Annotated in this window: 16 protein-coding genes; 1 reads left to right on the top strand and 15 read right to left on the bottom strand. The window is 43.0% G+C overall.

Annotated elements, in window-relative coordinates; translation table 11 throughout:
• Positions 1 to 58 precede the first annotated feature (58 nt).
• The 12 genes from C6Y02_RS15120 to C6Y02_RS15065 all read right to left on the bottom strand — a co-directional run bounded on the left by C6Y02_RS15120 (position 59) and on the right by C6Y02_RS15065 (position 14712).
• Positions 59 to 1804 (bottom strand): phospho-sugar mutase, encoded by a 1746-nt coding sequence (locus C6Y02_RS15120; RefSeq protein WP_106031617.1) that lies wholly within the window; start codon positions 1802 to 1804, stop codon positions 59 to 61.
• 142 nt (positions 1805 to 1946) lie between these two features.
• Positions 1947 to 3608: a glycerol-3-phosphate dehydrogenase gene (gene glpD / locus C6Y02_RS15115; RefSeq protein ID WP_060595851.1), complete on the bottom strand. Its 1662-nt coding sequence runs from the start codon at positions 3606 to 3608 to the stop codon at positions 1947 to 1949.
• 139 nt (positions 3609 to 3747) lie between these two features.
• On the bottom strand, positions 3748 to 5244 hold the full coding sequence (gene glpK, locus C6Y02_RS15110; protein ID WP_106031616.1) for a glycerol kinase GlpK: 1497 nt from the start codon (positions 5242 to 5244) through the stop codon (positions 3748 to 3750).
• Between the two features lie 15 nt (positions 5245 to 5259).
• On the bottom strand, positions 5260 to 6075 hold the full coding sequence (locus tag C6Y02_RS15105) for an MIP/aquaporin family protein (RefSeq protein WP_060595849.1): 816 nt from the start codon (positions 6073 to 6075) through the stop codon (positions 5260 to 5262).
• A gap of 214 nt (positions 6076 to 6289) precedes the next feature.
• Positions 6290 to 6847: a glycerol-3-phosphate responsive antiterminator gene (locus tag C6Y02_RS15100; protein WP_034663739.1), complete on the bottom strand. Its 558-nt coding sequence runs from the start codon at positions 6845 to 6847 to the stop codon at positions 6290 to 6292.
• Positions 6848 to 7012: 165 nt separating this feature from the next.
• The gene (locus C6Y02_RS15095; RefSeq protein ID WP_066031110.1) at positions 7013 to 8353 is read right to left on the bottom strand and encodes an aspartate aminotransferase family protein; all 1341 of its coding nucleotides are present in this window, start codon (positions 8351 to 8353) and stop codon (positions 7013 to 7015) included.
• Positions 8354 to 8587: 234 nt separating this feature from the next.
• Positions 8588 to 10180, bottom strand: a complete 1593-nt coding sequence (locus C6Y02_RS15090) for a PucR family transcriptional regulator (protein ID WP_106031615.1) — start codon at positions 10178 to 10180, stop codon at positions 8588 to 8590.
• A 32-nt stretch (positions 10181 to 10212) separates the two neighbouring features.
• The gene (locus tag C6Y02_RS15085; RefSeq protein WP_106031646.1) at positions 10213 to 11130 is read right to left on the bottom strand and encodes an AEC family transporter; all 918 of its coding nucleotides are present in this window, start codon (positions 11128 to 11130) and stop codon (positions 10213 to 10215) included.
• A gap of 88 nt (positions 11131 to 11218) precedes the next feature.
• A complete protein-coding gene (locus tag C6Y02_RS15080) occupies positions 11219 to 11635 on the bottom strand; it encodes a VOC family protein (RefSeq protein WP_066031112.1) in 417 nt (138 codons plus the stop codon).
• 197 nt (positions 11636 to 11832) lie between these two features.
• Entirely contained in the window at positions 11833 to 13371 is a 1539-nt protein-coding gene (locus C6Y02_RS15075; RefSeq protein WP_066031113.1) for a bifunctional GNAT family N-acetyltransferase/carbon-nitrogen hydrolase family protein, read from the bottom strand.
• A 15-nt stretch (positions 13372 to 13386) separates the two neighbouring features.
• Entirely contained in the window at positions 13387 to 14052 is a 666-nt protein-coding gene (locus tag C6Y02_RS15070) for an HAD family hydrolase (protein ID WP_003211898.1), read from the bottom strand.
• A 309-nt stretch (positions 14053 to 14361) separates the two neighbouring features.
• Positions 14362 to 14712 (bottom strand): DUF5365 family protein, encoded by a 351-nt coding sequence (locus C6Y02_RS15065; protein WP_106031614.1) that lies wholly within the window; start codon positions 14710 to 14712, stop codon positions 14362 to 14364.
• A gap of 109 nt (positions 14713 to 14821) precedes the next feature.
• Here C6Y02_RS15065 and C6Y02_RS15060 point away from each other — a divergent pair, with 109 nt between their 5' ends.
• A complete protein-coding gene (locus tag C6Y02_RS15060; RefSeq protein ID WP_106031613.1) occupies positions 14822 to 15730 on the top strand; it encodes an RluA family pseudouridine synthase in 909 nt (302 codons plus the stop codon).
• Positions 15731 to 15936: 206 nt separating this feature from the next.
• Here the strand turns inward: C6Y02_RS15060 and C6Y02_RS15055 are convergent, their stop codons facing one another.
• The 3 genes from C6Y02_RS15055 to C6Y02_RS15045 form a co-directional block, all read right to left on the bottom strand.
• Complete coding sequence (locus C6Y02_RS15055) at positions 15937 to 16503, bottom strand: class D sortase (RefSeq protein WP_106031612.1); 567 nt, start codon at positions 16501 to 16503, stop codon at positions 15937 to 15939.
• Between the two features lie 46 nt (positions 16504 to 16549).
• Positions 16550 to 19453 (bottom strand): 5'-nucleotidase C-terminal domain-containing protein, encoded by a 2904-nt coding sequence (locus tag C6Y02_RS15050; protein WP_106031611.1) that lies wholly within the window; start codon positions 19451 to 19453, stop codon positions 16550 to 16552.
• An 86-nt stretch (positions 19454 to 19539) separates the two neighbouring features.
• The gene (locus C6Y02_RS15045) at positions 19540 to 22920 is read right to left on the bottom strand and encodes a CheR family methyltransferase (RefSeq protein ID WP_106031610.1); all 3381 of its coding nucleotides are present in this window, start codon (positions 22918 to 22920) and stop codon (positions 19540 to 19542) included.
• Positions 22921 to 22933: the final 13 nt, after the last annotated feature.

Here is a 22933-nt window from a genome sequence, read left to right as displayed (position 1 = left end):
TTCTCATCCTTTTGACTGAGAAAAAGCCATCATGCATTCACACGATGGCCTTGTTTGTTTATTTAGCTGTTTCTTCCACAATCTCATAAACGACTTTCATCACTTCTTCTGACAGATGCTTCAGCTTTTCTTCGCTATCTGTTAAAGATGTACCTTTGACTGCAATATAAAATTTCACTTTAGGCTCAGTGCCGGAAGGTCTTAAGCAGAACCACGAGCCATCCTCAAGGAAATATTTCAGCACGTTTGAAGCTGGCAGGTGAATGGTTTCTTCTTTCTTTTCGGCAACGAGGTGTCTTTGACTTGATTGGTAATCCTCGATGACAGTGATGCGCTGACCCGCGATAGCAGCTGGTGGATTTGTTCTAAAGGTATGAAGGATCGCTGAAATTTGCTCTGCTCCTTCTTTTCCTTTTAAGGTTAACGACTTTAACCCTTCCCGGTAAAATCCAAACTCCTTGAACATATCGACAAGCGCGTCGTACAAGGACTTGCCTTGTTTTTTATAGAAAGCAGCGACTTCGACAGCTAACAGCGCCGCTTGCACCGCATCTTTATCTCGGGCAAAGTCACCGATCAAATAGCCATAGCTTTCTTCGTACCCGAATTGAAACGTGTATTCTCCGCTCTCTTCGAATTGCTTGATTTTTTCTCCAATAAATTTAAAACCAGTAAGCGTGTCAATTGTATGGGCACCAAATGCTGAAGCAACAGCACGCCCAAGCTCACTTGTGACAATCGTTTTCATCACAACGGGACGAGGCGGCAGCTGACCAAGCTTTTGTTTTTCAGACAATAAATAATGGAGCAGCAGGGCTCCTGTTTGGTTGCCTGTTAAGACGGTAAACTCTCCATCATGATCTCTGACCGCAATGCCTAACCTATCCGCATCTGGGTCTGTTGCAATGAGGATATCAGCATTCTGCTTTTCGCCAAGCTTGATGGCATACTCAAATGCTGCATGCTCCTCTGGATTTGGCGATGTCACTGTTGAAAATTGCGGATCTGGTTTTTCCTGTTCAGGCACAACGGTCACATGCTGATAGCCTAAAGCCTGAAGCCCTTTTCGGACAGGCTGGTTGGCCGTACCATGAAGCGGGGTAAAAACGACTTTGACATCGACCTCACCTGCCAGCTCAGGGTGGACAATGATGGTTTTTAATTTTTCAATATACGCATGATCGATTTCTTCTCCGATCATCTTGATCAGCCCTTGTTGTTTTAACGTTTCTTCTGAATCAACTGAAATCGACAGTTCATTTTCTATTGCATCTACTTCTTGAATGACTTGATCTGCTTGAAGTGGAGGCAGCTGTCCGCCGTCTTCTCCATATACTTTATAGCCATTATATTCTGGTGGATTATGACTTGCTGTCACGACAATCCCAGCAAATGCATTCAGCTCTCGAACAGCAAAGGAGAGCTCTGGTGTTGGACGCAGTTCGTCAAATACGTATGTTTGAATGCCCTGTGAAGCAAGAGTTTTGGCTGCTTCCATCGCAAATTCAGGCGATTTATGGCGTGAATCATATGCAATGGCGACGCCTCTTCTTTTTGCATCCTCTCCATGTTTCGCAATATACGCAGCAAGGCCTGCAGATGCTTTACGAACCGTGTACACATTCATTCGGTTCGTGCCGGCACCAATCTCTCCGCGCATTCCTCCAGTGCCGAACTCAAGGTTTTTGTAGAAACAGTCTTCAAGTGCTAATTGATCATCTTGATGTGCCTCCAGCCATTCCCTTAGCTCAGTATCCAGGTGCTTCTCATTGATCCATCGCTCATAATTCGTCTTCCAACTCATGGTCGTCCTCCCAGCTCTTATCATCAATAAAATACATCTACTGTTATTTTATATGGAATCATCCTTTATGTCATGCTATATCATTGGCAGATGAAGAAAATGCTGAACAAATAAAAAAGCCGATACATGATCGGCTTTTCTTTTATTCAGCATCAAGTGGTACAACTGCTTCATGGAATAGTTGATCTAATTCTGTTTGATGTTTCTGTTTTGCTGCTTCATCCCAGCCAAAACGCTCTGCCATATAGTCAACGACAGGCTGTGCATATTTTTTCGCCCAGTTGATATTAAATAATAGGCTTCCTGTTCTTCTTAAGAAGAAATCAACAGGGGTAACAGCTAATTCTTCTTCGATTGCATAGACAAGCTCTGCCAGTACATACGCTGGAATGTTTCGTTTGTCTGCTTCACCTTGAAGCTGCTCTACACGCTTGAAGAGACTGCTGACGTTTGAGCCATATTTTTCAGCGAGTTTTTGAGCAATCGGTTCTGTTAAACCAACAGATACTCCTTCTGCTGTTTTCGCTTGGACAAAGGATGCCATATTTTTAGACCCGCCTACATGACCGCCTGAAATTGGCATATGCTTTGTTTTACATGGCCCGAAGTCTTTGCCCGTTTCTTCTTTCAGTCCATCACGTACGAGATTCACAATGTGCTCAGCCATTTTGCGGTAGCCTGTTAATTTACCGCCAGCAATGGTAATTAAGCCTGAAGATGATGTCCATACTTCATCCTTACGAGAAATTTCTGAAGGGTCTTTGCCCTCTTCATGAATGAGTGGACGAAGACCAGCCCAGTTAGATTCAACATCTTTTTCTGTAATATTGAGATCAGGGAACATGTATTGAATCGCTTTGATGACATAATCACGATCTGCTTTTGTCATACGCGGATGTTCCAGCTGCTTTTTGTACACTGTATCTGTTGTTCCAACGTACGTTTTGCCTTCTCTTGGAATCGCAAAGACCATACGTTTATCAGGTGTGTCAAAGTAGATCGCTTGTTTTAATGGGAAGACTGATTGGTCGAATACTAAGTGAATACCTTTTGTATGCTGTAAGTGCTTCCCTTCTTTTGAGTGATCCTTGTCTCTTAGCTGATCGACCCATGGACCTGTCGCATTGACGATTTTCTTCGCATACACATCGTAGGTTTTCTGCGTCATGACATCTTCAATGACAACACCGACAACTTTGCCTTTATCATAAATAAATTCTTTTACTTTCGCATAGTTGACCGCTTCTGCCCCGAATTTCACAGCTTCTTTCATGACTTCGATTGTCAGGCGTGCATCATCTGTACGGTATTCAACATAGTAGCCGCCGCCTTTTAAGCCGTCCTTTTTAACAAGCGGTTCTTTTGCAAGTGTTTCCTTCGCACTTAGCATGCTTCTGCGTTCGCTATGCTTTACACCAGCTAAAAAGTCATACACTCTAAGCCCAATGGATGTTGAAAACTTACCGAATGTCCCGCCTTTATGCATCGGAAGAAGCATCCATTCTGGTGTTGTCACATGAGGACCGTTTTCGTATACAATGGCACGCTCTTTACCGACCTCTGCGACCATCTTCACTTCGAATTGTTTTAAATAACGAAGTCCACCGTGCACTAGTTTCGTTGAGCGGCTAGACGTACCTGCTGCGAAATCCTGCATTTCTGCAAGACCAACGCGCATCCCGCGTGAAGCCGCATCAAGTGCTGTACCAGCGCCTGTAATACCCCCGCCAATGATAAACACATCATATGGTTTTTTTGTCATTTCCTGCAGCATTTGTTCCCTTTCTAAGCTAGAAAAAGTCATCTCTTGTTCCTCCCATGTTGTACGGTAAAGAAAAAGAGACCGCAAACACCCAAAGCGTATTTCTACACTTCGGTGCCTGCGGTCTCTCCAGTTCTCCAACCGTTCTATTAACTTACTTGAAGTATACCATACTTTTGGTTTATTTGAAAGCTTGAGCTGCTTTTACAGCCTTTTTCCACCCGCTGTATAACGAGTCACGGCTGTCCTCTTCCATCTTAGGGTCAAAGCGCTTGTCAAGGTTCCATTGTTTTGCAATGTCTGAACGGTCGTTCCAGAAGCCAACTGCTATTCCCGCAAGATAGGCCGCACCGAGTGCCGTCGTTTCATTAATTTCTGGACGCTCTACAGGCACATCCAACAGATCACTTTGGAAGCCCATTAAGAAATCATTCTTCACAGCTCCGCCATCAACACGCAATGTTTTTAATGAAATGTTTGAATCCTTTTCCATCGCATCTAACACATCTTTCGTTTGATAAGCAAGTGATTCTAACGTTGCTCGGACAAAGTGCTCTTTAGAAGTACCGCGTGTTAACCCGAAAACAGCGCCTCTGACATCACTATCCCAGTATGGTGTGCCTAGACCAACGAATGCCGGAACGACATATACGCCCTCTGTTGACTCAACGCGCTCTGCATATGCTTCGCTGTCTTTCGAGTCTTTAAACATTCTCAGTCCGTCACGCAGCCACTGAATCGCTGAGCCAGCAACGAAAATACTTCCTTCTAAAGCATATTCAACTTTGCCGTCAATGCCCCATGCAATCGTCGTTAATAAACCATGATCCGACTTAATGGCTTTTTCCCCTGTATTCATCAACATGAAACATCCTGTACCATATGTGTTCTTCGCCATTCCTTCTTCAAAGCAAGCCTGACCGAATAAAGCAGCCTGCTGATCTCCCGCCGCTCCTGCTATCGGAATATTTCTGCCGAAGAAGTGATAGTCTGTTGTTTCACCATAAATGTGTGAAGATGGTTTCACCTCCGGAAGCATAGATGCAGGTACGCCAAGGATATCAAGTAATTCTTCATCCCATTTCAGATCGTAAATGTTGAACATTAACGTTCTTGACGCATTGGAATAATCTGTGACGTGTGATTTACCGCCTGTCATCTTCCAAATAAGCCAAGTATCGATTGTGCCAAACAGTAAGTCGCCATTTTCTGCTTTCTCACGGGCACCTTCTACATTGTCTAAAATCCATTTGACCTTTGTACCTGAGAAATAAGCATCGATGAGAAGACCTGTTTTATTTCTAAATGTTTCATTGTGTCCTTGCGCTTTTAAATCTTCACAAATGCCAGACGTTTGTCTTGACTGCCAAACAATTGCATTGTAAATAGGTGCGCCTGTATGTTTATCCCAAACAACAGCTGTCTCACGCTGGTTCGTAATTCCGATACCAGCGATTTGGTCTGCTTCAATTCCTGATTCAATTAAAGCTGTTGAAATGACCGATAGAACAGAGCTCCAAATTTCATTTGCATTGTGTTCTACCCAGCCTGGGTTCGGAAAATATTGATTAAATTCCTTCTGAGCTGTATGTACAATTTTGCCTTCTTGATCAAATAAGATCGCTCTTGAGCTTGTGGTCCCTTGATCTAATGCAAGAATATATTTTTCTTTTGTCATGATGTTTTCCTCCCCTTACATACTTTCATTTACAGCATTTGTTTGGTTTTTCGTAGAGACATAGAGTCCTAACAATACCACAACTAAAATAACGCTTACAATCCAAAAGGCTGGAGTGACGTTCGCTTTAAAAGCTGCATTGTAGAAAACACCGCCAAATGCGCCGCCTAAAATTGGACCAATAACTGGCACCCAAGCATACTTCCAATTCGATGGGCCTTTCCCTGGAATCGGCAGGATCGCATGTGCAATTCTCGGACCTAAATCACGTGCAGGGTTAATTGCATAACCAGTTGTTCCACCTAAAGAAAGACCAATTGCAACAATTAAGAAACCAACAATCAGCGGATTGACTCCGTCTGCAAATTTATTTGCACCAATCGCTAAGATTCCTAGAACCAATACAAATGTACCGATGACTTCACTAAGTACGTTTGCAAAAGTATGCGGAATCGCAGGACCAGTTGAGAATACACCTAGCTTTGCACCTGGATCATCTGTTGCTTTCCAGTGCGGTAAGTAATGTAAAAAGACGATAATAGCCCCTATTAATGCGCCAAGCATTTGACCAATAATATACATTGGAACATCAGCCCAAGGAAAACTTCCTTCTAGCGCAAGCCCAATTGTTAGTGCGGGATTTAAATGCGCTCCACTGATTCCACCCGTTGCATATGCTGCAATGGCCACTGCAAATCCCCATCCGAAAGCGATTACAATCCATCCGGATTGATATGCGAGCGATTTCTTTAAATTAACTGCCGCACACACACCGCCTCCAAAAATGATGAGCAGCATTGTACCTACGACTTCTCCCCAAAATGGTGTCATGAAAAATTCCTCCTCTGGTTCAGTTGCCATCCCCTATGAATGTGTAGAAAAGATAAAGAAAAAGATCCACAACAAACATACTTTACATCAGGGTCATTTGTCACCTAGTAAAGCGCTGTTGTGGATCTCCGTTTCTCCATCACATGATATTAACTTAGTGCAATAGTATCAGAGGATGAAAACGTTGTCAATAAATATTCACATTTTCTCTTCTTCACTTTTGGAACGCTTTCCAAAGGGTGGTATTCGAGGTCGTCACAGCTGTAGCCCCTGCTTCAAGCGCTCTTTCTACATCTTCTTTTGTACGGATAAATCCGCCTGCAAATATTGGGATCCCAGCTCGCTCGCGCACTTCTGTAATTAAATCTGGTACGACTCCCGGCAACACTTCAATAAAATCTGGACGATGTTTCCCGACGAACTCCATGCTTTTTTCCATGGCACTCGTATCAAGTAAAAACATTCGCTGAATGGCATATACCTTTTTTTGCTTAGCTTTTACTATGACAGAAGACCTAGTAGAAATAATTCCTGCAGGCTTCATTTCCTGACAAATAAATTCCGTTCCATACTCATCATGTTTAATCCCGTGAATGAGATCGACATGTACAAACATTTTTTTGTGATGAGCATTTGCCTCATTCATGATGCCCTTTAGCCGGCCTAAGTGAACATCAAGTAAGACACCATATGTAAATGGACTTTTTAAAAATTCCTCAAATTGCTTCATATTGCGAACAGCAGGTAGAATAGGTTGATCATGAAAACTCATATGCCGTCTCCTTCAAAAGTGTATTGGATCAGTCTTCTCCTAACAGTAATAGAAACTCTTCTATTTTTCAATACACCTAGTATGTCCAATACCGATTTCACCTCACATCATCAATGCTGGAAAGCATGCTTTTATTCCATAGAAAAAAGCAGAGAAGTCTCTCTGCTATAGCTGTGCCATGCTTTCTTTTAAGGTATTGATGATAAATGAGGCGTCATCATCTGTGATATTAAGCGGCGGTGCAAGCTGGGCAACGTTATTATAGCCGGCAACTGTATCACCATTTTTCCCGATGATCAGCCCGCGTTTTTTACATTCTGCGATCAATTGACCGACAACATGTAGCTCAGCTGGTTTTTTGGACTGCTGATCCTGAACAAGCTCAATGCCAAACAGCAAGCCTTTTCCTCTGACATCTCCGACAAATGGGTGCTCTTTTAACTCTTGCAAACGTTCAAGCATATCTCGCCCCAGCGCATCTGACCGTTCCACTAATTGCTCGTTTTCCATAATCTCTAGGTTGGCAAGTGCCACCGCACAGGAAGCAGGGTGACCGCCAAATGTATTCACATGGCGCAGCCGGTCATACGTATCTTCCCCTGCATAAGCTTCATAGATTTCTCGTTTCACGCACGTTGCAGAAAGCGGTAAATAGCCGCTTGTAATCCCTTTTGCCATGGTGATAATATCCGGTTTTACTTCCTCATGCATAAAACCAAACCGCTTCCCTGTCCGGCCAAAGCCGCAGATGACTTCATCTACGATAAGAAGCGCCCCATGAGCTTCACAGATGTCTTTGACCTTCTTCAAATACCCTTTTGGCGGCATTAAGATACCTCCGCCCGTAATGATCGGCTCCATAATGACCCCAGCAATGGTCTCGCTTAGTTCCCACGTCATAGCCTGATCAATCGCCGCAGCACTCGCCAAATTCTCTTGGTCCTCAGGATGACGATACACATCAGGAGGTGCAACGTGGATAAAGCCCTGACCTAATGGTTCATATTTATATTTACGCTGCGCTTGACCGGTTGCGGCAAGAGCAGCTGCTGTATTGCCGTGATACGACCGGTACCGGGAGATGAACTTTGTCCTTGTACTCTCTCCTTTTTGCGCATGATATTGTTTGACAATTTTAAATGCGGCTTCATTGGCTTCAGAACCGCTGTTAGAAAAGAAGATGACATAGTCCCCGCCAAGCCACTCATTTAGCTTTTCAGCCAGCTGAATCGCCGGCACGTGGCTTTGTGTAAGCGGATAGTAAGGCATTGTCTTTAATTGCTTATACGCCGCTTCTGCAAGCTCTTTGCGGCCATATCCGGCATTTACACACCAAAGGCCTGACATCCCGTCTAAATAGCGATTTCCATGAATATCTGTCACCCATGCGCCTTCTGCCTCGTGAATAACCATACTTTCATTTTCCTTGTTTGTCCCTTTCATATGATGCCAGATCAACTGATCATCTTTCGCCTGAAGATTTTGCGCCTGCTCATGTATTTTCATCTTCCCGCCCCCATGTATCCGTTTTCATCATTAAAAAAGCTTAGACCAGTTCAAGCAGCACATTGCCTCTCCATTCATTATATGGATGAAACGTGAGGCATATGAAACTGGAACTTGACAGTTTCTTTCATTATAAAAAAGGGGGCAGGCCGATTACATTAGACAGATCGTCAACTGATTGAACACCATCATAAGACACTTTTCTTGATGCCTTGGCAAATTGAACACACTCCGCTAACGTCGATTTCCTTGCAGGAATTCATAAGCAAGAATCGCAAATTCAAGTGCCTGGCGTTTCGGCGCTTGCATCATATCCTCACCAAGTAAGGCATGCAGTTTATCCAGTCTATGATAAAGGGTTTGCCTAACAATATAGAGCTGGCTTGCGGTTTCTTTTTTAGAACCGTTTGTCTGTAAAAAGATATTCAGCGTTTGATAGAGTCTCCCGCTATTTTGATTATCGTATACAATCACGGGCTCTAAATACTCTTTCACCATGCATTCAAGCAGACCGCTTTCCTTCATCATAGGCATGAGACGAAGCATATGTAGATCTTGGTAAAATGGACTTTCCACCCGCTGAGGCATCACTTTTTTTAAATGCAGCACTTCTTTGGCTGCTTGAAAGCTTTTTCTCATGTGCTGAAACTGTTCACAATATTGACCGATACCAAAATTGATCTCGGCCCCTCGGGGCTGCTCCCGGTCATACAATTGTTTGATGTCGTTTGCAGCCTTTTCTGCACGCTCTTTCCAGTCCTCTTTCTTTCTCGTGTTTAATAAAATAAACAAGGTTTGTCCTTGATGCTCATATGCAATCAGATGGAAACCCGCACGCTGAAAAATGGAGCGGCAAGATACAAGAAAGTAAAGATTTCCTGCGATTTCTTCGATTTGATGATGTTTTTGAAAGAGCAAGACTACGCAGCCAGTTGGCTTTTTCAACCCTTCTGTTTCTTCAAGGCGCTCTATGATCTCTCGTTCTGTATGCTCTTCTTGGAACCATTTTTGCAGCCATTCATTCTCTTTTGTTTTCTTCAGCTCTTCTGTATAAAGCTCTCTTAATGTTTGCTGGGCAAGAGCATTCGCTCCTTTATCCATCACGAGCAGTTCAAATTCAGAGAGCGTGTCCGCTTGATGAATGAGCACAAGATCTGCAAATGTTTGTTTGAGTGCAAGCACTTGTTTTTGCGTCACTTCGTATCCTTTTGGCACGGAAGCAAACTGCAAATAATTCATGACCAGTTCTTCGGTTGGTTTGGAAGAATCACATAAAATAATCGGCTCGCCCTGAACAGGGAGGAGTAAAAGAATCCCCCTTACGTGCTGATACACTTGATCCAAAATATCCATCTGCGGATGCGGGGTCAGTAAAAGCTCATTCAGCTTTGATGATAGTGCTTCTAAATCTGCCATCATTTGATACTGACGCTCGATCATCATTGTATGAAGATGCTGCGTGATGTTGACGAACTTCACTTCTTTTGTAAACAGAATAAGCGGAAAATCTCTTTCTTCTGCATAGGTCAGCAATTCTTCCGGCACATCGAATCTTAGCGGAACAAATTCAATACACAAGCCGGCTGCCCCTGAATCAATCAGCTGCCGTAAAAACGCTTGAAACACATCCAGTTGATCATGGAAGCCTGCGGCTGTCGTTAATATAAGCTCGCCTCCATTTAACAAATCCTCTACATCAGGCACTTCTAACACATGGATCCATTTGACCTGCCGAAACAATCCTTTTTCCCCTGCTAACACTTTTGCATGCGCAAAATGCTTCGTTTTCAACACGTCACTCACTTGGAAATGAACATCTACATTCATTCATATGTCCCCCTTTGTTTGCCGCCTATCCCCTATCCCAGAGGGTGCATGGATAAAATCCATAATAAAACTGGTAATGTCACGATACTTAAGATTGTACTGAGAAATGTCGTGCTTGAGACAAACTCAGGCTTCGTTCGAAATTGTACAGCCATCAGCGTGGTATTTGCTGCTGTCGGCATGGCTGCCACTAAGATCATAATTTGTTTCACCATATCATCTACCGGTAAAATAACCGTAAAGCCAAATGCGATGAGTGGGGAGATAAACAGCTTCAGCAATACAGCATAAGAAATATTTCGATAATCCACTTGCTTAAAAGAGATCACGGCAAGCTGCATACCTAAAATAAGCATAATCGTCGGTATGGCAGCATTCCCTACAAGCTGAATACCCGTCATCAGCTCTTTAGGTAATGAAAGGTCAATCAGCTGAAATAATAGACCGATGAGCGCCCCGTAAGCAACCGGCATACGAAGCACTTTTTTCAGCACGACCTTTCCATCTCCCGCATCCTCTCCGCCCTTTGCTGCATAATACATACCGATTGTACTCATGACAAGCTGCTGCAGCACCATCAATACGATCGCAATATCCAAACCTGCTGCTCCGAAGACAAGCAGCACAACGGGCGTGCCGTAGTTTCCATTGTTCATAAAGGCTGACGACAGAATCATGGCACAATACGTTTCATTCGAATACCCATAGATACGAGATAAATTAAAGACACATAAAATAAGTGCAAGACAAAGCCCGACAACAAAAATGGATAAATACACATAGTCCATCGACACTTTGTTTTGATAAAAGGTTTCAAACGCAAGAAATGGTGACATTAAATATAAAGACATTGATGAGAGCGTATGTATGTCAAAACCAATCGCCTTCTGCCCGATATACCCAATCAGAAATATGCCGAACACTGGCAGTAAGACAAGTAAAAACTCCATGCTGCACCTACTTTTCTCTAGTTGAATTCCAGATTCCTTCTGCTTCCTCATTATCATACCACTGATAAACAATAAAAAAGAAGCACCCTTATGAAAGGCCGCTTCTTTCCTCATCCATATAAAACACTTCCCACAAATGACCATCAAGATCCTGAAAGCTCCATCCATACATGAACTCATGATCCTGCTTCTCCTTAAACGGTGAACCGCCTGCTGCCATTGCCTGCTCGACAAGCTCATCGACCTCTTCTCGTGAATTGACACGAATAGAGATAATCACCTCTGATGCCTCTTTTGCGTCCACTAATTGTTTCTCTGAGATGGATTGAAAATGCCTAAGAGATAACAGCATGACGGTGATCGTGTCATCAATGACCAAACAGGCCGCCTGATCATTCGTGAACTGCTGCTCAAAGTCAAAACCCAGCTGCTCAAAAAAAGCGATAGATTCCTTCACGTGCTTTACCGGCAAATTGATATACAGATGTTTAGATTGTCGCCCCATATTCCTCTCCTTTTTGAACACATGATCTCCTTTCAGTATATTCTGCTTTTGCTCCAGCATCCCTTTGTCAATCGAAAAAATCTTATCCAATCAGATGTCCCTTTTTTAGCAGTGAAAGCGATCGCTCATGGCGCCACATTGTCTCTTTAAAAAATGTCATCAAAAAGAAGCGCCTCAACAATAGGCGCTTCCTTTCATTATTTCTTATATTCAATATGGTACACGTCTCTTCTTCGGTCTTTCAGCTGACGTACGGTCCCGTCTTGCCTTTGTCTTCTTAAAATTTCTAAATCGACATCACCAACGACAACCATCTCAATGTTTGGATTACACTCTCCTACAATCCCATCTCTTGCAAATTCAAAGTCTGATGGGGCAAATATAGCCGATTGTGCATATTGAACATCCATATTTTCGGTTTGCGGAAGGTTGCCAACTGTTCCCGAGATGACGGTATAAATCTGATTTTCAACCGCTCTCGCCTGTGCACAGTAACGTACTCTTAAATAGCCTTGGCGGTCTTCTGTACAGAACGGAGTGAAAATAATTTTCGCTCCTTTGTCAGCCGCGATCCGTGCAAGCTCAGGAAATTCAATATCGTAGCAAATTTGGATCGCAATTTTGCCGCAGTCTGTATCAAATACCCGGACCTGGTCACCAGCTGAAATCCCCCACCATTTTCTTTCATTCGGCGTGATGTGAAGTTTATATTGCTTTTCAATCGTTCCATCACGTCTAAATAAATAGGCGATATTGTAGATTTTCCCTTCCTCTTCTACAAAGTGGGACCCGCCGATGATATTAATGTTATATTTCACAGAAAGGTCTGTGAACAAATTAATGTAGTCCTCGGTATATTCCGTAATCCGCTGTACGGCAAGACTTGGTGAACGCTCTTCTAAATAAGACATGAGCTGCGTCGTAAAAATTTCTGGGAATACGGCAAAGTCAGCTGATGCATCTGATGCGACATCCACATAATACTCCACCTGATTCATAAATTCCTCAAAGGAATGAATTTGTTTCATCGCATATTGAATCACACAAATTCGAACGGGGAACGCCGATTTATAATATCTTTTCGATTGCGGGCGATAGTCGACATTGTTCCATTCCATTAACGTCGCATATGTGCTGGATGCTTTATCATCCGGCAGGTAATTCGGATTGATCCGCATGAGACTAAATTCATTTAACAGCTGAAAAGATAAAACGGGATCATAGATTTGGTGAAGCATCACCTGCTCCACATACTGGCGAGGCGTCATTTCCTCTTGGTATTTATGATAATTCGGAATGCGTCCGCCAATGATGATGCTTTTTAAATTTAATCTTCTCGCTAAGTCTTTTCTTGCTTCATACAAACGATGCCCAATTTTCATGCGGCGGTACTCAGGACCCACCATGACTTCGATTCCGTACATATTCATCCCATCAGGATTATGGTTTGTGATGTACCCATCATCTGTAATGTCCTGCCACGTGTGGCGATCATCGTATTCATCAAAGTTAATTAATAAACTTGAACAAGAGCCAATGATTTCTCCCTCGAATTCAGCACAAAACTGTCCTTCTGGGAAATGCTCAAGGTGGCTTTCAAGATGCTCTCGTTTCCAAGGGTCCATGCCTGGAAAGCATACCTCTTGCAAGGCAATGATTCGGTCAATATCCTCTTCACGGATATTACGGATCACCATTCTTTTTTCAAACCGCGTTAAGTCTAGTTTTTCTGCCATGATGTTTTTGCCCCCTTACTGATCCTCTTTTTCAAGCTGATGGAATAGCTGGAGCAATTCGATTTCAGCCATGGATTCTAATCTGACATCATATTCTTCAAATTGCAGCGTGCTCGTCACTTTGTTTGGGACGATGACACATTTCATACCTGCCCGTTTGGCAGCTACTGATCCATTCACAGAATCCTCAAATGCCACGCAATCTTTTGGCTCTACCCCTAAGCAGCGTGCGGTTTGCAAATAGAGCTCTGGATTTGGTTTGACTTCTTCCACATCATCTGACGTGCGGATACATTCAAAGTAGTCGAAAAGACCAATCTGCTTTAGGTGATCTGACACCCATTTATAGTCTGAGCTGGAAGCAAGTCCAATCTTGATCCCGAGCTCCTTTGCTGCTTCTAAATAAGCTTCTACGCCAGGTCTTGCTGATTCGTCCTTCATTCTTTTTTGAAAACGAGAACGCCGATCTGCTGTGAGTGTCTCATGATCCAGCGTCTTCCCTAGCTGTTTTTCCAAATATTCAAATGGCTTAAAGCCTGCCTGCGTGCCAATGACCTTGCCCCATACGGAAAGAGGCAGATCTGACTCATGCTCCGCAAACATTTCTTGTAAAACCTCATATTCATGTGTTTCTGTATCTAAAATTAATCCGTCAAAATCAAATATAATCGCCTTTACCAACGAGGCCACTCCTTTTTTTACAAAAGTCTTAAACATATACTCCATGCTATCATATCGTGAATAAAATTGACTTTCAAAGATGAATGTCTGCTAAAATGATTATGTATAAAAGGAGCCTGCACCATTTTGTCAGGCTCCTACCCGTGTTCGGTTTATTCTGCAAGAGATCCAAGCGCTCCGATTCGTGGAGAAATAGGCAATGTTGAAAAAGAGCGGGTTTGGTATTACAGACCTTAAAGGTTTCTCCGTTCCCTTAAAAATAGTATGTGCGAGGGCCTTGTAAGTTAAAAAGGAAGTTCACACCATCTTTTACGCATTTTGAAGGTGACGGCTGACAAAATCATCTAGATCAAACGGAAAAGAAAAGCCGCAGGCATTGACCTGCTCACGGTTTCGCTCGAATAGCTCACGATCCCGTTTGGTGATATGACGTTTCGGTTTTACAATTATGGTATGTAATAGCTGAAGACCCGATAAAATACGAAAAGCATCATCCATCGTCCCGTTATATACTCCATCAATAAAGGTAAGGGATCGGTCTTTTTGACGCATATCCAGCTGCTTTCCATTGACAGCATGAGTAAGAAGATCTTCAACTTCCTTTGATATTTCTTCAATTGCCTGCTCTTGCAGGTCTGTAGCAGCTTTCATTAATCTCACGTGACATCTACCTCTCTGTCGTTATTTCTCCATTCAGAATAGCACAGAAAAAAAGGCGTTCGCCAAGGTAAGTGTTTCCTATATATACCCAAAGAGAGGAACGGATATCATGATCATAAAAGGACACACGCTCTCACTTAAAGTAGACGAGCATCACCATAACACTTCACTCAGTCATTTTTTAAAAACAGCCGTATCTGCATCAAAACCGATTATCCATTTTTGGATGGAGCATCAAAAAGTTCGTTTAAATCAAAAGCTTGCCCATCACGCGGCTAAAGTCAGTAAAGGCGACCAGATCATCATTGATTTATTTGAAACAGAAGAAAGTGATGTGACACCGGAATACGGTGAATTAGAGGTGCTCTTTGAGGACGAGCATTTATTAATTGTGCAAAAACCTGCCGGACGGCCAACTCATCCGAATGAAAAAGGGCAAACAGGCACACTGGCTAACCTTGTGGCCTTCCATTTTCAAGCAAATGGAGAAGAAAAACGGGTGAGACATATCCACAGGCTTGATCAAGACACAAGCGGCACCGTCATTTTTGCAAAGCATAGATTAGCCCATGCGGCTCTTGATCAAATGCTTTCTAAAAAAACAATCAGACGCACATACATCGCCATCGCAGAGGGGCTTTTCAAAAAAAAGAAAGGCACCATTGATGCAGCAATCGGGCGTGACAAACACCATGCAGTCAGACGAAGAATCTCCCCTACTGGACAAAAAGCTGTGACTCATTTTCAGGTCATAGACATGAATAAACGTCTGCAAATGACAGCCGTTAAACTGCAATTAGAGACGGGTAGAACACATCAAATTCGTGTCCACCTTAGCAGTCTCGGGCATCCACTAGCTGGGGATACTTTATATGACGGAGTTCATGATTACATCAACAGGTGTGCTCTTCACGCCAAGCAAGTAGACATGAAACACCCTTTTACAGGCGAGCATCTGATCATAGAAGCACCTCTACCACCTGATATGGACCAGCTCATGAATAAAATCATCCATTAAAATAAAGAGCCTGCATTTGATTAGCAGGATCTCAGATTGTTGACAAAGGGCTAAAATAATCTTATTTTAGCCCTTTCTTCTTTTCAGCGTGATAGAAAACCTTTGCAGTTCTAGGAAGGACGAGCACCGGAACGCAGATCTGACAACGAATGCAAGGGTTTGTCTACACGCTGGGAGCCTGCATATGATCAGCAGGCTCTTTTTCTTTAGACAGACGCTCTTTTTGCATAAATAATGTACCGCTCTGGTGCATTGCCGACAAAATGAAAAGGATAGCATGTGGTTAACACCAGCTCTTCCTTTTCATTCTGCAACGTAATAATGGATGTATCATGCTGATCGACAATTTTCGTATGCGTGATTTCATACACAAACTCACCATATGGCACAGTGATTCTCAGTTGATCTCCAATATCCAGTTCACCTGTCCGGCGAAACACCGTGTCACGGTGGCCAGATAGGACGATTTGTCCATTCTGATCAGGATAATAACTGCCTTTGTAGTGTCCTACTCCCTTTGCAAGGTCATCCGCATCCGTCCCTTCGACAATGGGAAGGTCTGCTTTTAATTTTGGAATCGTCAGGATGCCAGAAGCTTTCCCCACTACTGGAGCAAACTGCTTCTTGGACATCCCTTGATCGTCCGCTACGGCCTTCTTCGCTTCGTCTAATGATTGGGCTGTTTGAAGATGAGTAGAGGCGATTTGCCAAATTCCCCAGCCGAGCAGAACAATCCCGGCTGTCATCACAGTCAATGCAAGCCACTTTTTCATGCTTAAACTCCTTTGCCTGTTACATTTCTCTTAGATGATTCGCTCTTTAGCTTGCTGCTTTTTCTTCTTGTTTTGCTTTTTGAATTCGCCCCTCTTTTTGATACACAATGGAAGCTCCCTCAAAGCTTTTGACAAAATCGACAGTGGCTTCTAAGTCTTCTGGACCTGTTTCAGGGTTTTTACCAAGCCTGCCTATTGGTGCATATTTACTGCCAGTTGCAGTTGCCATGAAGTTATTCACAGTGAGTGTATACGTTTGATCGAAAGCTACGGCTGAACCATCCGTCAGCTTCAAGTCGACTACTTTATATGTTACCGGATCATAGGAATATGAAAAGCCTGAAATGCTATAATCTGGTCCAAATTGTGGAGAAATTTGAGCTTCTATGATTTCAACCAAGTCTTTCCCCTTGATCTCCAGTTTGACTAAAACGTTGCCGAATGGCTGAATATTAAACAGATCTCCCCACGTTATCGGCCCTTTCTCAAGGTTTTGCCTAATGCCCCCTCCATTCATCATGGCAAAGTCACTTTTCATTGAATATCTCATACCATCCGCAATCAAATTACCGAGCGGCGTGTCCCCATCATTTGAATAGCCGCCTTCCATTTTAACCCCAGCTTCTCCAACAACCTCACTAATAATCGGCTCCACTTCTTTCCCGTAATGAGCCAAGATGTCTGCTGCTTCCTTGTCCTTTTCTATACCAGCTTGATCTACATACTGGATATTTGCACTCTTTTTGACGATATCCTTCGTTTTGCGGTCAAGTGTCACATTGACTTCGCCAATCGCCTTCCCATATTCAAAGGCTTGCACAATTAATTTCCCATTGACCTCTCCATTGACCACTTCGTGATTATGCCCTGCAAAGATGACGTCAATTTCATCATCACCTTCTTTGGCAAGCTTTGCACTCTCTCCAGTGATCGTATCGCCATTTTGAGAGGCTGTCATATGAGCTAAAACCGCAATGGCTTTAACCCCTTTTTGTTTTAGTTCCTTCGCGGCTTCATTCACGGCTTTGACTTCATCTGTAAACTGAATGTCTTTAATCCCTTCTGGCATGACCATTCCTGCGGCTGACTTGGTCACAACACCGATAAATGCGACTGGGATTCCTTGGACATCGATGATTTCATAAGCCGGTAAAAGTGGCTTACCTGTATCCTTGTATTCACAGTTCGCACAAACGAGCGGGAAGTTCTGTCCGTCATACCCCTTTGTGCCTTTAGGATGTTCTCCGCCATTTAAGATACGCAATAGCTCGTCTACCCCTTCATCAAATTCATGGTTGCCGACCGTGCCCACATCAAAGCCAATGTTCTCCATGAGTTCAACGGTTGGTTCATCTTGCAGTAGAGAAGATATTGGAGAGCTCCCGCCAATCATATCTCCAGCATGGACCGTGATCGTATTTTTGTGCGCTGCTTGTTTTTGTTTCATATAGGCGGCGACATAATCCATCCGGCCGTACATGCCTTTATTGCCATCACCTTTGAGATCCAGCTCGTATTCTTGATCAATTTTACCGTGTAAATCATTCATACTTAAAATCGTTAATGGTACTTCGCTTGCATCCTTTGCCGGCTGATAGCCAGCCTGCTCTGCTTCTTCTTTGGAAGCAAAAAAGATCCGTTTTTCCACATCGATTTCTTTCCAGTTGTCAGGGGAGACGTAGGTTTTTACAGCTGAGTCGCCAACATAACGTGCCAGTCCTTTTTTCTGCTCACGTGCTCTAAATTCAAACGGCTGTTCCAGCAGAGGGTCCGCTTCGTTCCATATGCCCTGTCCTTTTTCTTTTGCTTCTTTTACTGCTTTTTGAAACGTATGATAGTCCTTATCATCTCCAACTGGCCAGATGAAGTAAGTAGGGGCATATCCTTTTTTCACAAGCTCTAGATTTGTATTTAGCCCTTTTTTGGTTTTCACTTGAGCTAAAAGACGTCCATAGCTGTCCTTCGCTTCAGGACCAATCTTTAATGTGACTTGGTCACCGCTCGAAAGAAGTGTTTTTAAATAGTCAGTCGCCTGCTGTCCAAAACGCAATTGGTTTTGGTCTAATTCATTTTTTGGCTTATGATACGTTTCCGGTGTGTCCATATTCACAAAACGCACCTTTGTTGTACCTAGAACAGGCTTCTTTAGATGAATCGTATCTCCATCCACCACACGGTCAACCGTTGCTTTGTATTCCTTCTTCATCTTTGGCGGCTTTGGCTGGCGTTTCAGCAGTTTGATATCATCCTTATGTCTTGGAAGCACCTGCAGCGTATCATACCTGCTTAACACCCCTGTAAACTCGTACCATTTCCCTGTCTTTACTTTATCAATAGCATTTGTATCGACCATCACTCTCAGGATGGTGCTGTGGTATTTTTTATCAATGATCTCCACATTGTATCCACCGCCAGCCGGCTGCGCTGGTTTTGCCTCAACATAGCCTTTAATCTTCACTAGTCTTCCTTCATGTTTACCGGCTTGATCCGTTTCTAGTTGTTTAACGGACACTCGCTTCGCCTTTGGCAAGGTTTGATTCACAGCATCTATCTTCAGGCGGCCTTGATCTGGCACAATTTCAATCATTCCTTTATAAGACGTGATCTTACCAGTCACTGTCACCTTCATGCCTGCTTTTAGTTCCGGGAAGTGATTGGGCTGCGCTGAATAAATATTGATTCCAGCTGATTTGTCTTGAATGTATGTGGACAATTTCCCATTGCCTACAGCGGATTGATCTGCTGTCACAATTCCGCTCACCGTCACGGTCTCTCCTATTAGCTGAAGGGCTTTTTTGATCTGCACGATCTTTTTTTGCTTCCACACCATTTCCTTCTTTTCAGATGCACTGACCTCGCCTCCTGTGATCATGCCAGGCAGTAAGGATTGCAGACTAAAGATCATCAAAACCAAACAACAAATCATTCGAATAGATAGCATTCGTTTCATTAGACCTCTCCCCTTTGCGCTTCATCTCTCATAGTGTACAAAGTAAATATTGATGTTGAATGGATTTCATGTAAAACTTGTCTTTTTTAACTCATCGGAAAGGTAATAATCACACGTGTTCCCTCAAAGCTTTTACTTTCAAAACGAATGGTGCCGCCATGGCTTTCAATGATTTTAATGGTCATCATTAAACCAAGGCCTGTCCCCTTTTCTTTTGTAGTATAAAAAGGTTCACCGAGCTTCCCTATTTCGTCCTCTGGTATTCCCTTTCCTTGGTCTTCAAATATCAACATCATTTGATGATCTTTCATGAGAGAGGTCACCTTGATGACACCTGTCACACCATCCATCGCTTCAATTCCGTTTTTAAGGATGTTCAGGAAGACTTGTTTTAATTCATTCGGAATGCCTTGAATGTTAGGGAGAGATGGAGACAGATTTTTCTGAATGGACACGCCTTTTAAGACCGCCTGGGATTCAACAACCATGATCACTTCTTCGAGCAGAAGATTGACATGTACCGGTTCAAATTTCACCGATTTGCTTCTAGAAAGAACAAGGAATTCATTAATAATTGACTCGAGCCGATTAAACTCTGACATCATCACATCTGCATAATCTTTCTGATACTTCTTACTTTGAATCATCAGCTGTAAAAATCCTTTTAACGATGTCAGCGGGTTCCGTATCTCATGAGCGATACCTGCTGCAAGCTGCCCTACTGCCGACAGCATCTCTGATTTCATCAGCATCTTCTCTGACTGCTTTTGATTGGTGATATCCTCTGAAATCCGCATCACGGTTGACTGCATTTTGTCAGGATCATCGATTCGATGTAAAGAGACTCTCTCCCATCGTTCGCACCCAGATAAATCTTGAAAGTACAGCTCACCTGTCCAGCTGCCCTCTTTTAAACAAACCTTCCATTGCTTCTCTAAATCATCACATTGACATAGCGAATGGTAGACAGAAAAAATATCTTTGCCGATCAGGTCATATTCATGCTGCTGGACGAACTGACAGAAACGCTGATTCACGCATTGGATGACCCCTTCCTCAGTTGCAACAACAATATGAATGTGGCTGTTATCAAGCGCCGTCACCGCTAGATGAAGCGACTGTTTGATTTTCGTTACTTCGGTCATTTTAATCCAAGTCATCACCGCTCCTTCATGCTCTTGATCAAAGATAGGTGTGATGTGAACGGTGAATTGCTCTCCTTCGTTCGTTTCAATTTCACGTTCGATCGCGCGCCTATCCGAAATGACGGATTGGATATCATGATAGAGCGTTTCCTGCGTAAGCTTTTTAGCCATCGACTGAAAGGATTGCTGATGCCTGGTTTTCGCTGAAGTAAATAAAGAGGCAGCTGTAGGAGTGTAATAGCGAATATTCATGTCCCTGTCCACAAACAACGTCGCAAGCTCCGGCTTGACAGAGGGTCTGTACAGTTTTTCTCTTGTCACCCTTAAGTTGTTTATGATATTAATAAAATGCTCGTGTTTTTTCTCAAACTCCTCTAATTGCGTGTGTTTCGCTTTTAATTGAGCCCTTGCCTCCTGCTCCTTTTGTTTGACTTCATTGAGTTCATTTTCTAAATCGACAATACGCTGTTGATAGACTGAATTCTGATCTGACATTCCTTTGCCCCTGCCGTTATTTTGATTTTTTCCTCTCTCATTCATTCGAATGAGAATGACGTAAACTCCCTTAAAACGGCGGTCAAAACTTTTCACGGTAAAATCTGCATACTGCTTGCTACCTTTTTCCGAAATGAGAACATGTTGAAACACAACCTCTGTCTCGTCTGTCCACACCTTTTGAAAGGTTTGACTCAACATCTCTTTCATATAATCAGGTGTTACATATTCACATGCTTGATCTGACACTTCTGTATGGTCTAAAAAAGAATACGCACCATTTGATAATGCCAGGATTTCGTCACTATCGTTGATAATCATACATGCATCATAATCCTCGCTTACTTCTTGCATATATTGTGCGGCTCGCGCTTTCAACTCGATATCACGAGCGTCTGGTGCCCAAGGGACATGTGGTTTAGAAACGTTTGAATGGGTGTAAATGTTCCATTTTTCATTGAACAAATGAAACAAACGAGGGATATTGGGTACAGTTTCATTTGGCCCTAATATCAACATCCCTTGATCTTTTAAAGCATATTGGAATCGGGACAATATTCGTTTTTGCACTTCAGGCTGGAAGTACATCAGAACATTTCGGCAGCTGATAAAATCGAGGTGGATAAAAGGTGAATCGATCAATAAATTGTGAGGTGCAAAGACAATATGTTTTCTAAGCGACTGCTTCACAATAAAAGCGTCACCTTTCCTTTCGAAATATCGCGCCCGCCATTTTTCCGGCATCCTTGCCATAGACTCTACTGAGTAAAGACCTTTACTAGCTGTTTGAATGGCTTTCCGGTTGATATCTGTTGCAAATACTTGAAGTTCAATGGTCACTTGTCTTCGCTTCATTTCTTCTAAAAATAAGATCGTAAAAGAATAGGCCTCCTCTCCTGTCGAACATCCCGCAATCCAAATACGGCATCGAGATTTCCCGTTTTTCACCGCATTTTCAATGATCGACGGAATGATCTGATGTTCACATACACGAAAAGCCTCCATATCCCTAAAAAAAGACGTCATGCCGCTTAAAAGCTGCGCGTGCAGGCGATCAAGCTCATCTGGTTCTCTTTCTAATAAGCAGTCGTACTCTGATAATAATGAAATCCGTTTTTTTGCAATCCTCATTCGTTTTTGAATGACAGATAGCAGCCTTTTCTTTTGATAGGTTGAAAAGGCAATGCCTTTATACATTTCAAGACGTTCAATAATTCTCAGTAAAACAGGATCTGCCTCATCGACATGCGGGACGTTGATGATATTGGCGATATATGCCGCAAGGGTTGAAGGGTCTTTGAATGTTTGTTGATACAAGGTGTCAAAACCGCTTTCTACCTCACTGCACGATAAAGCTGTACCGCCTTGCTCAACCAACTGAAGCAAGCCACTTCCCACACAATGACCTTTTTGAAAGAAAATCGCAAAAGCCTCTTCCTTTTGAACGCTGGCAAGAGACTGAAAAAGCAAGTCCACAGAGCAAGCCATGCACGCCGGCAGCTGCTCTGATAGGTGCAGCCGCTGATCTTCTGTTAACGTCACAACCGCATGCTGTGGACAAAAATAAATCGTCTTCTTCATGACTTTCTCACCATGTTTAATCGTTTTTGCCCGGTAGCCAATCGGTAAAACAAGTGCTTCCAAATCAGTTATACAATCGTCCGTCACATGATTTTGCACAACAATAAAAGAGGCATTTAATTCATGTGGAAATGATTGAAAAAAAGCCTCAAGATGATGCTGTTCAAACGGCGAAACACCGATGCCAATCACTGGTGCCTGCACATGTTCGTCTTCTATCAAACGATTAATGATTTTGTCCTGCATCTGGTACCCCCAT

Source organism: Bacillus sp. NMCC4, assembly GCF_002998555.1.
Classification (GTDB): domain Bacteria; phylum Bacillota; class Bacilli; order Bacillales; family Bacillaceae; genus Bacillus.
The sequence above is the reverse complement of the archived record's forward strand: the minus strand, read 5'-3'. Positions and strand labels throughout refer to the sequence as shown.

Coding starts and splice junctions, on each gene's coding strand:
- C6Y02_RS15120 (WP_106031617.1), bottom strand. CDS start 1,804: ATGAGTTGGAAGACGAATTATGAGCGATGGATCAATGAGAAGCACCTG.
- glpD (WP_060595851.1), bottom strand. CDS start 3,608: ATGACTTTTTCTAGCTTAGAAAGGGAACAAATGCTGCAGGAAATGACA.
- glpK (WP_106031616.1), bottom strand. CDS start 5,244: ATGACAAAAGAAAAATATATTCTTGCATTAGATCAAGGGACCACAAGC.
- C6Y02_RS15105 (WP_060595849.1), bottom strand. CDS start 6,075: ATGACACCATTTTGGGGAGAAGTCGTAGGTACAATGCTGCTCATCATT.
- C6Y02_RS15100 (WP_034663739.1), bottom strand. CDS start 6,847: ATGAGTTTTCATGATCAACCTATTCTACCTGCTGTTCGCAATATGAAG.
- C6Y02_RS15095 (WP_066031110.1), bottom strand. CDS start 8,353: ATGAAAATACATGAGCAGGCGCAAAATCTTCAGGCGAAAGATGATCAG.
- C6Y02_RS15090 (WP_106031615.1), bottom strand. CDS start 10,180: ATGAATGTAGATGTTCATTTCCAAGTGAGTGACGTGTTGAAAACGAAG.
- C6Y02_RS15085 (WP_106031646.1), bottom strand. CDS start 11,130: ATGGAGTTTTTACTTGTCTTACTGCCAGTGTTCGGCATATTTCTGATT.
- C6Y02_RS15080 (WP_066031112.1), bottom strand. CDS start 11,635: ATGGGGCGACAATCTAAACATCTGTATATCAATTTGCCGGTAAAGCAC.
- C6Y02_RS15075 (WP_066031113.1), bottom strand. CDS start 13,371: ATGGCAGAAAAACTAGACTTAACGCGGTTTGAAAAAAGAATGGTGATC.
- C6Y02_RS15060 (WP_106031613.1), top strand. CDS start 14,822: ATGATCATAAAAGGACACACGCTCTCACTTAAAGTAGACGAGCATCAC.
- C6Y02_RS15055 (WP_106031612.1), bottom strand. CDS start 16,503: ATGAAAAAGTGGCTTGCATTGACTGTGATGACAGCCGGGATTGTTCTG.
- C6Y02_RS15050 (WP_106031611.1), bottom strand. CDS start 19,453: ATGAAACGAATGCTATCTATTCGAATGATTTGTTGTTTGGTTTTGATG.
- C6Y02_RS15045 (WP_106031610.1), bottom strand. CDS start 22,920: ATGCAGGACAAAATCATTAATCGTTTGATAGAAGACGAACATGTGCAG.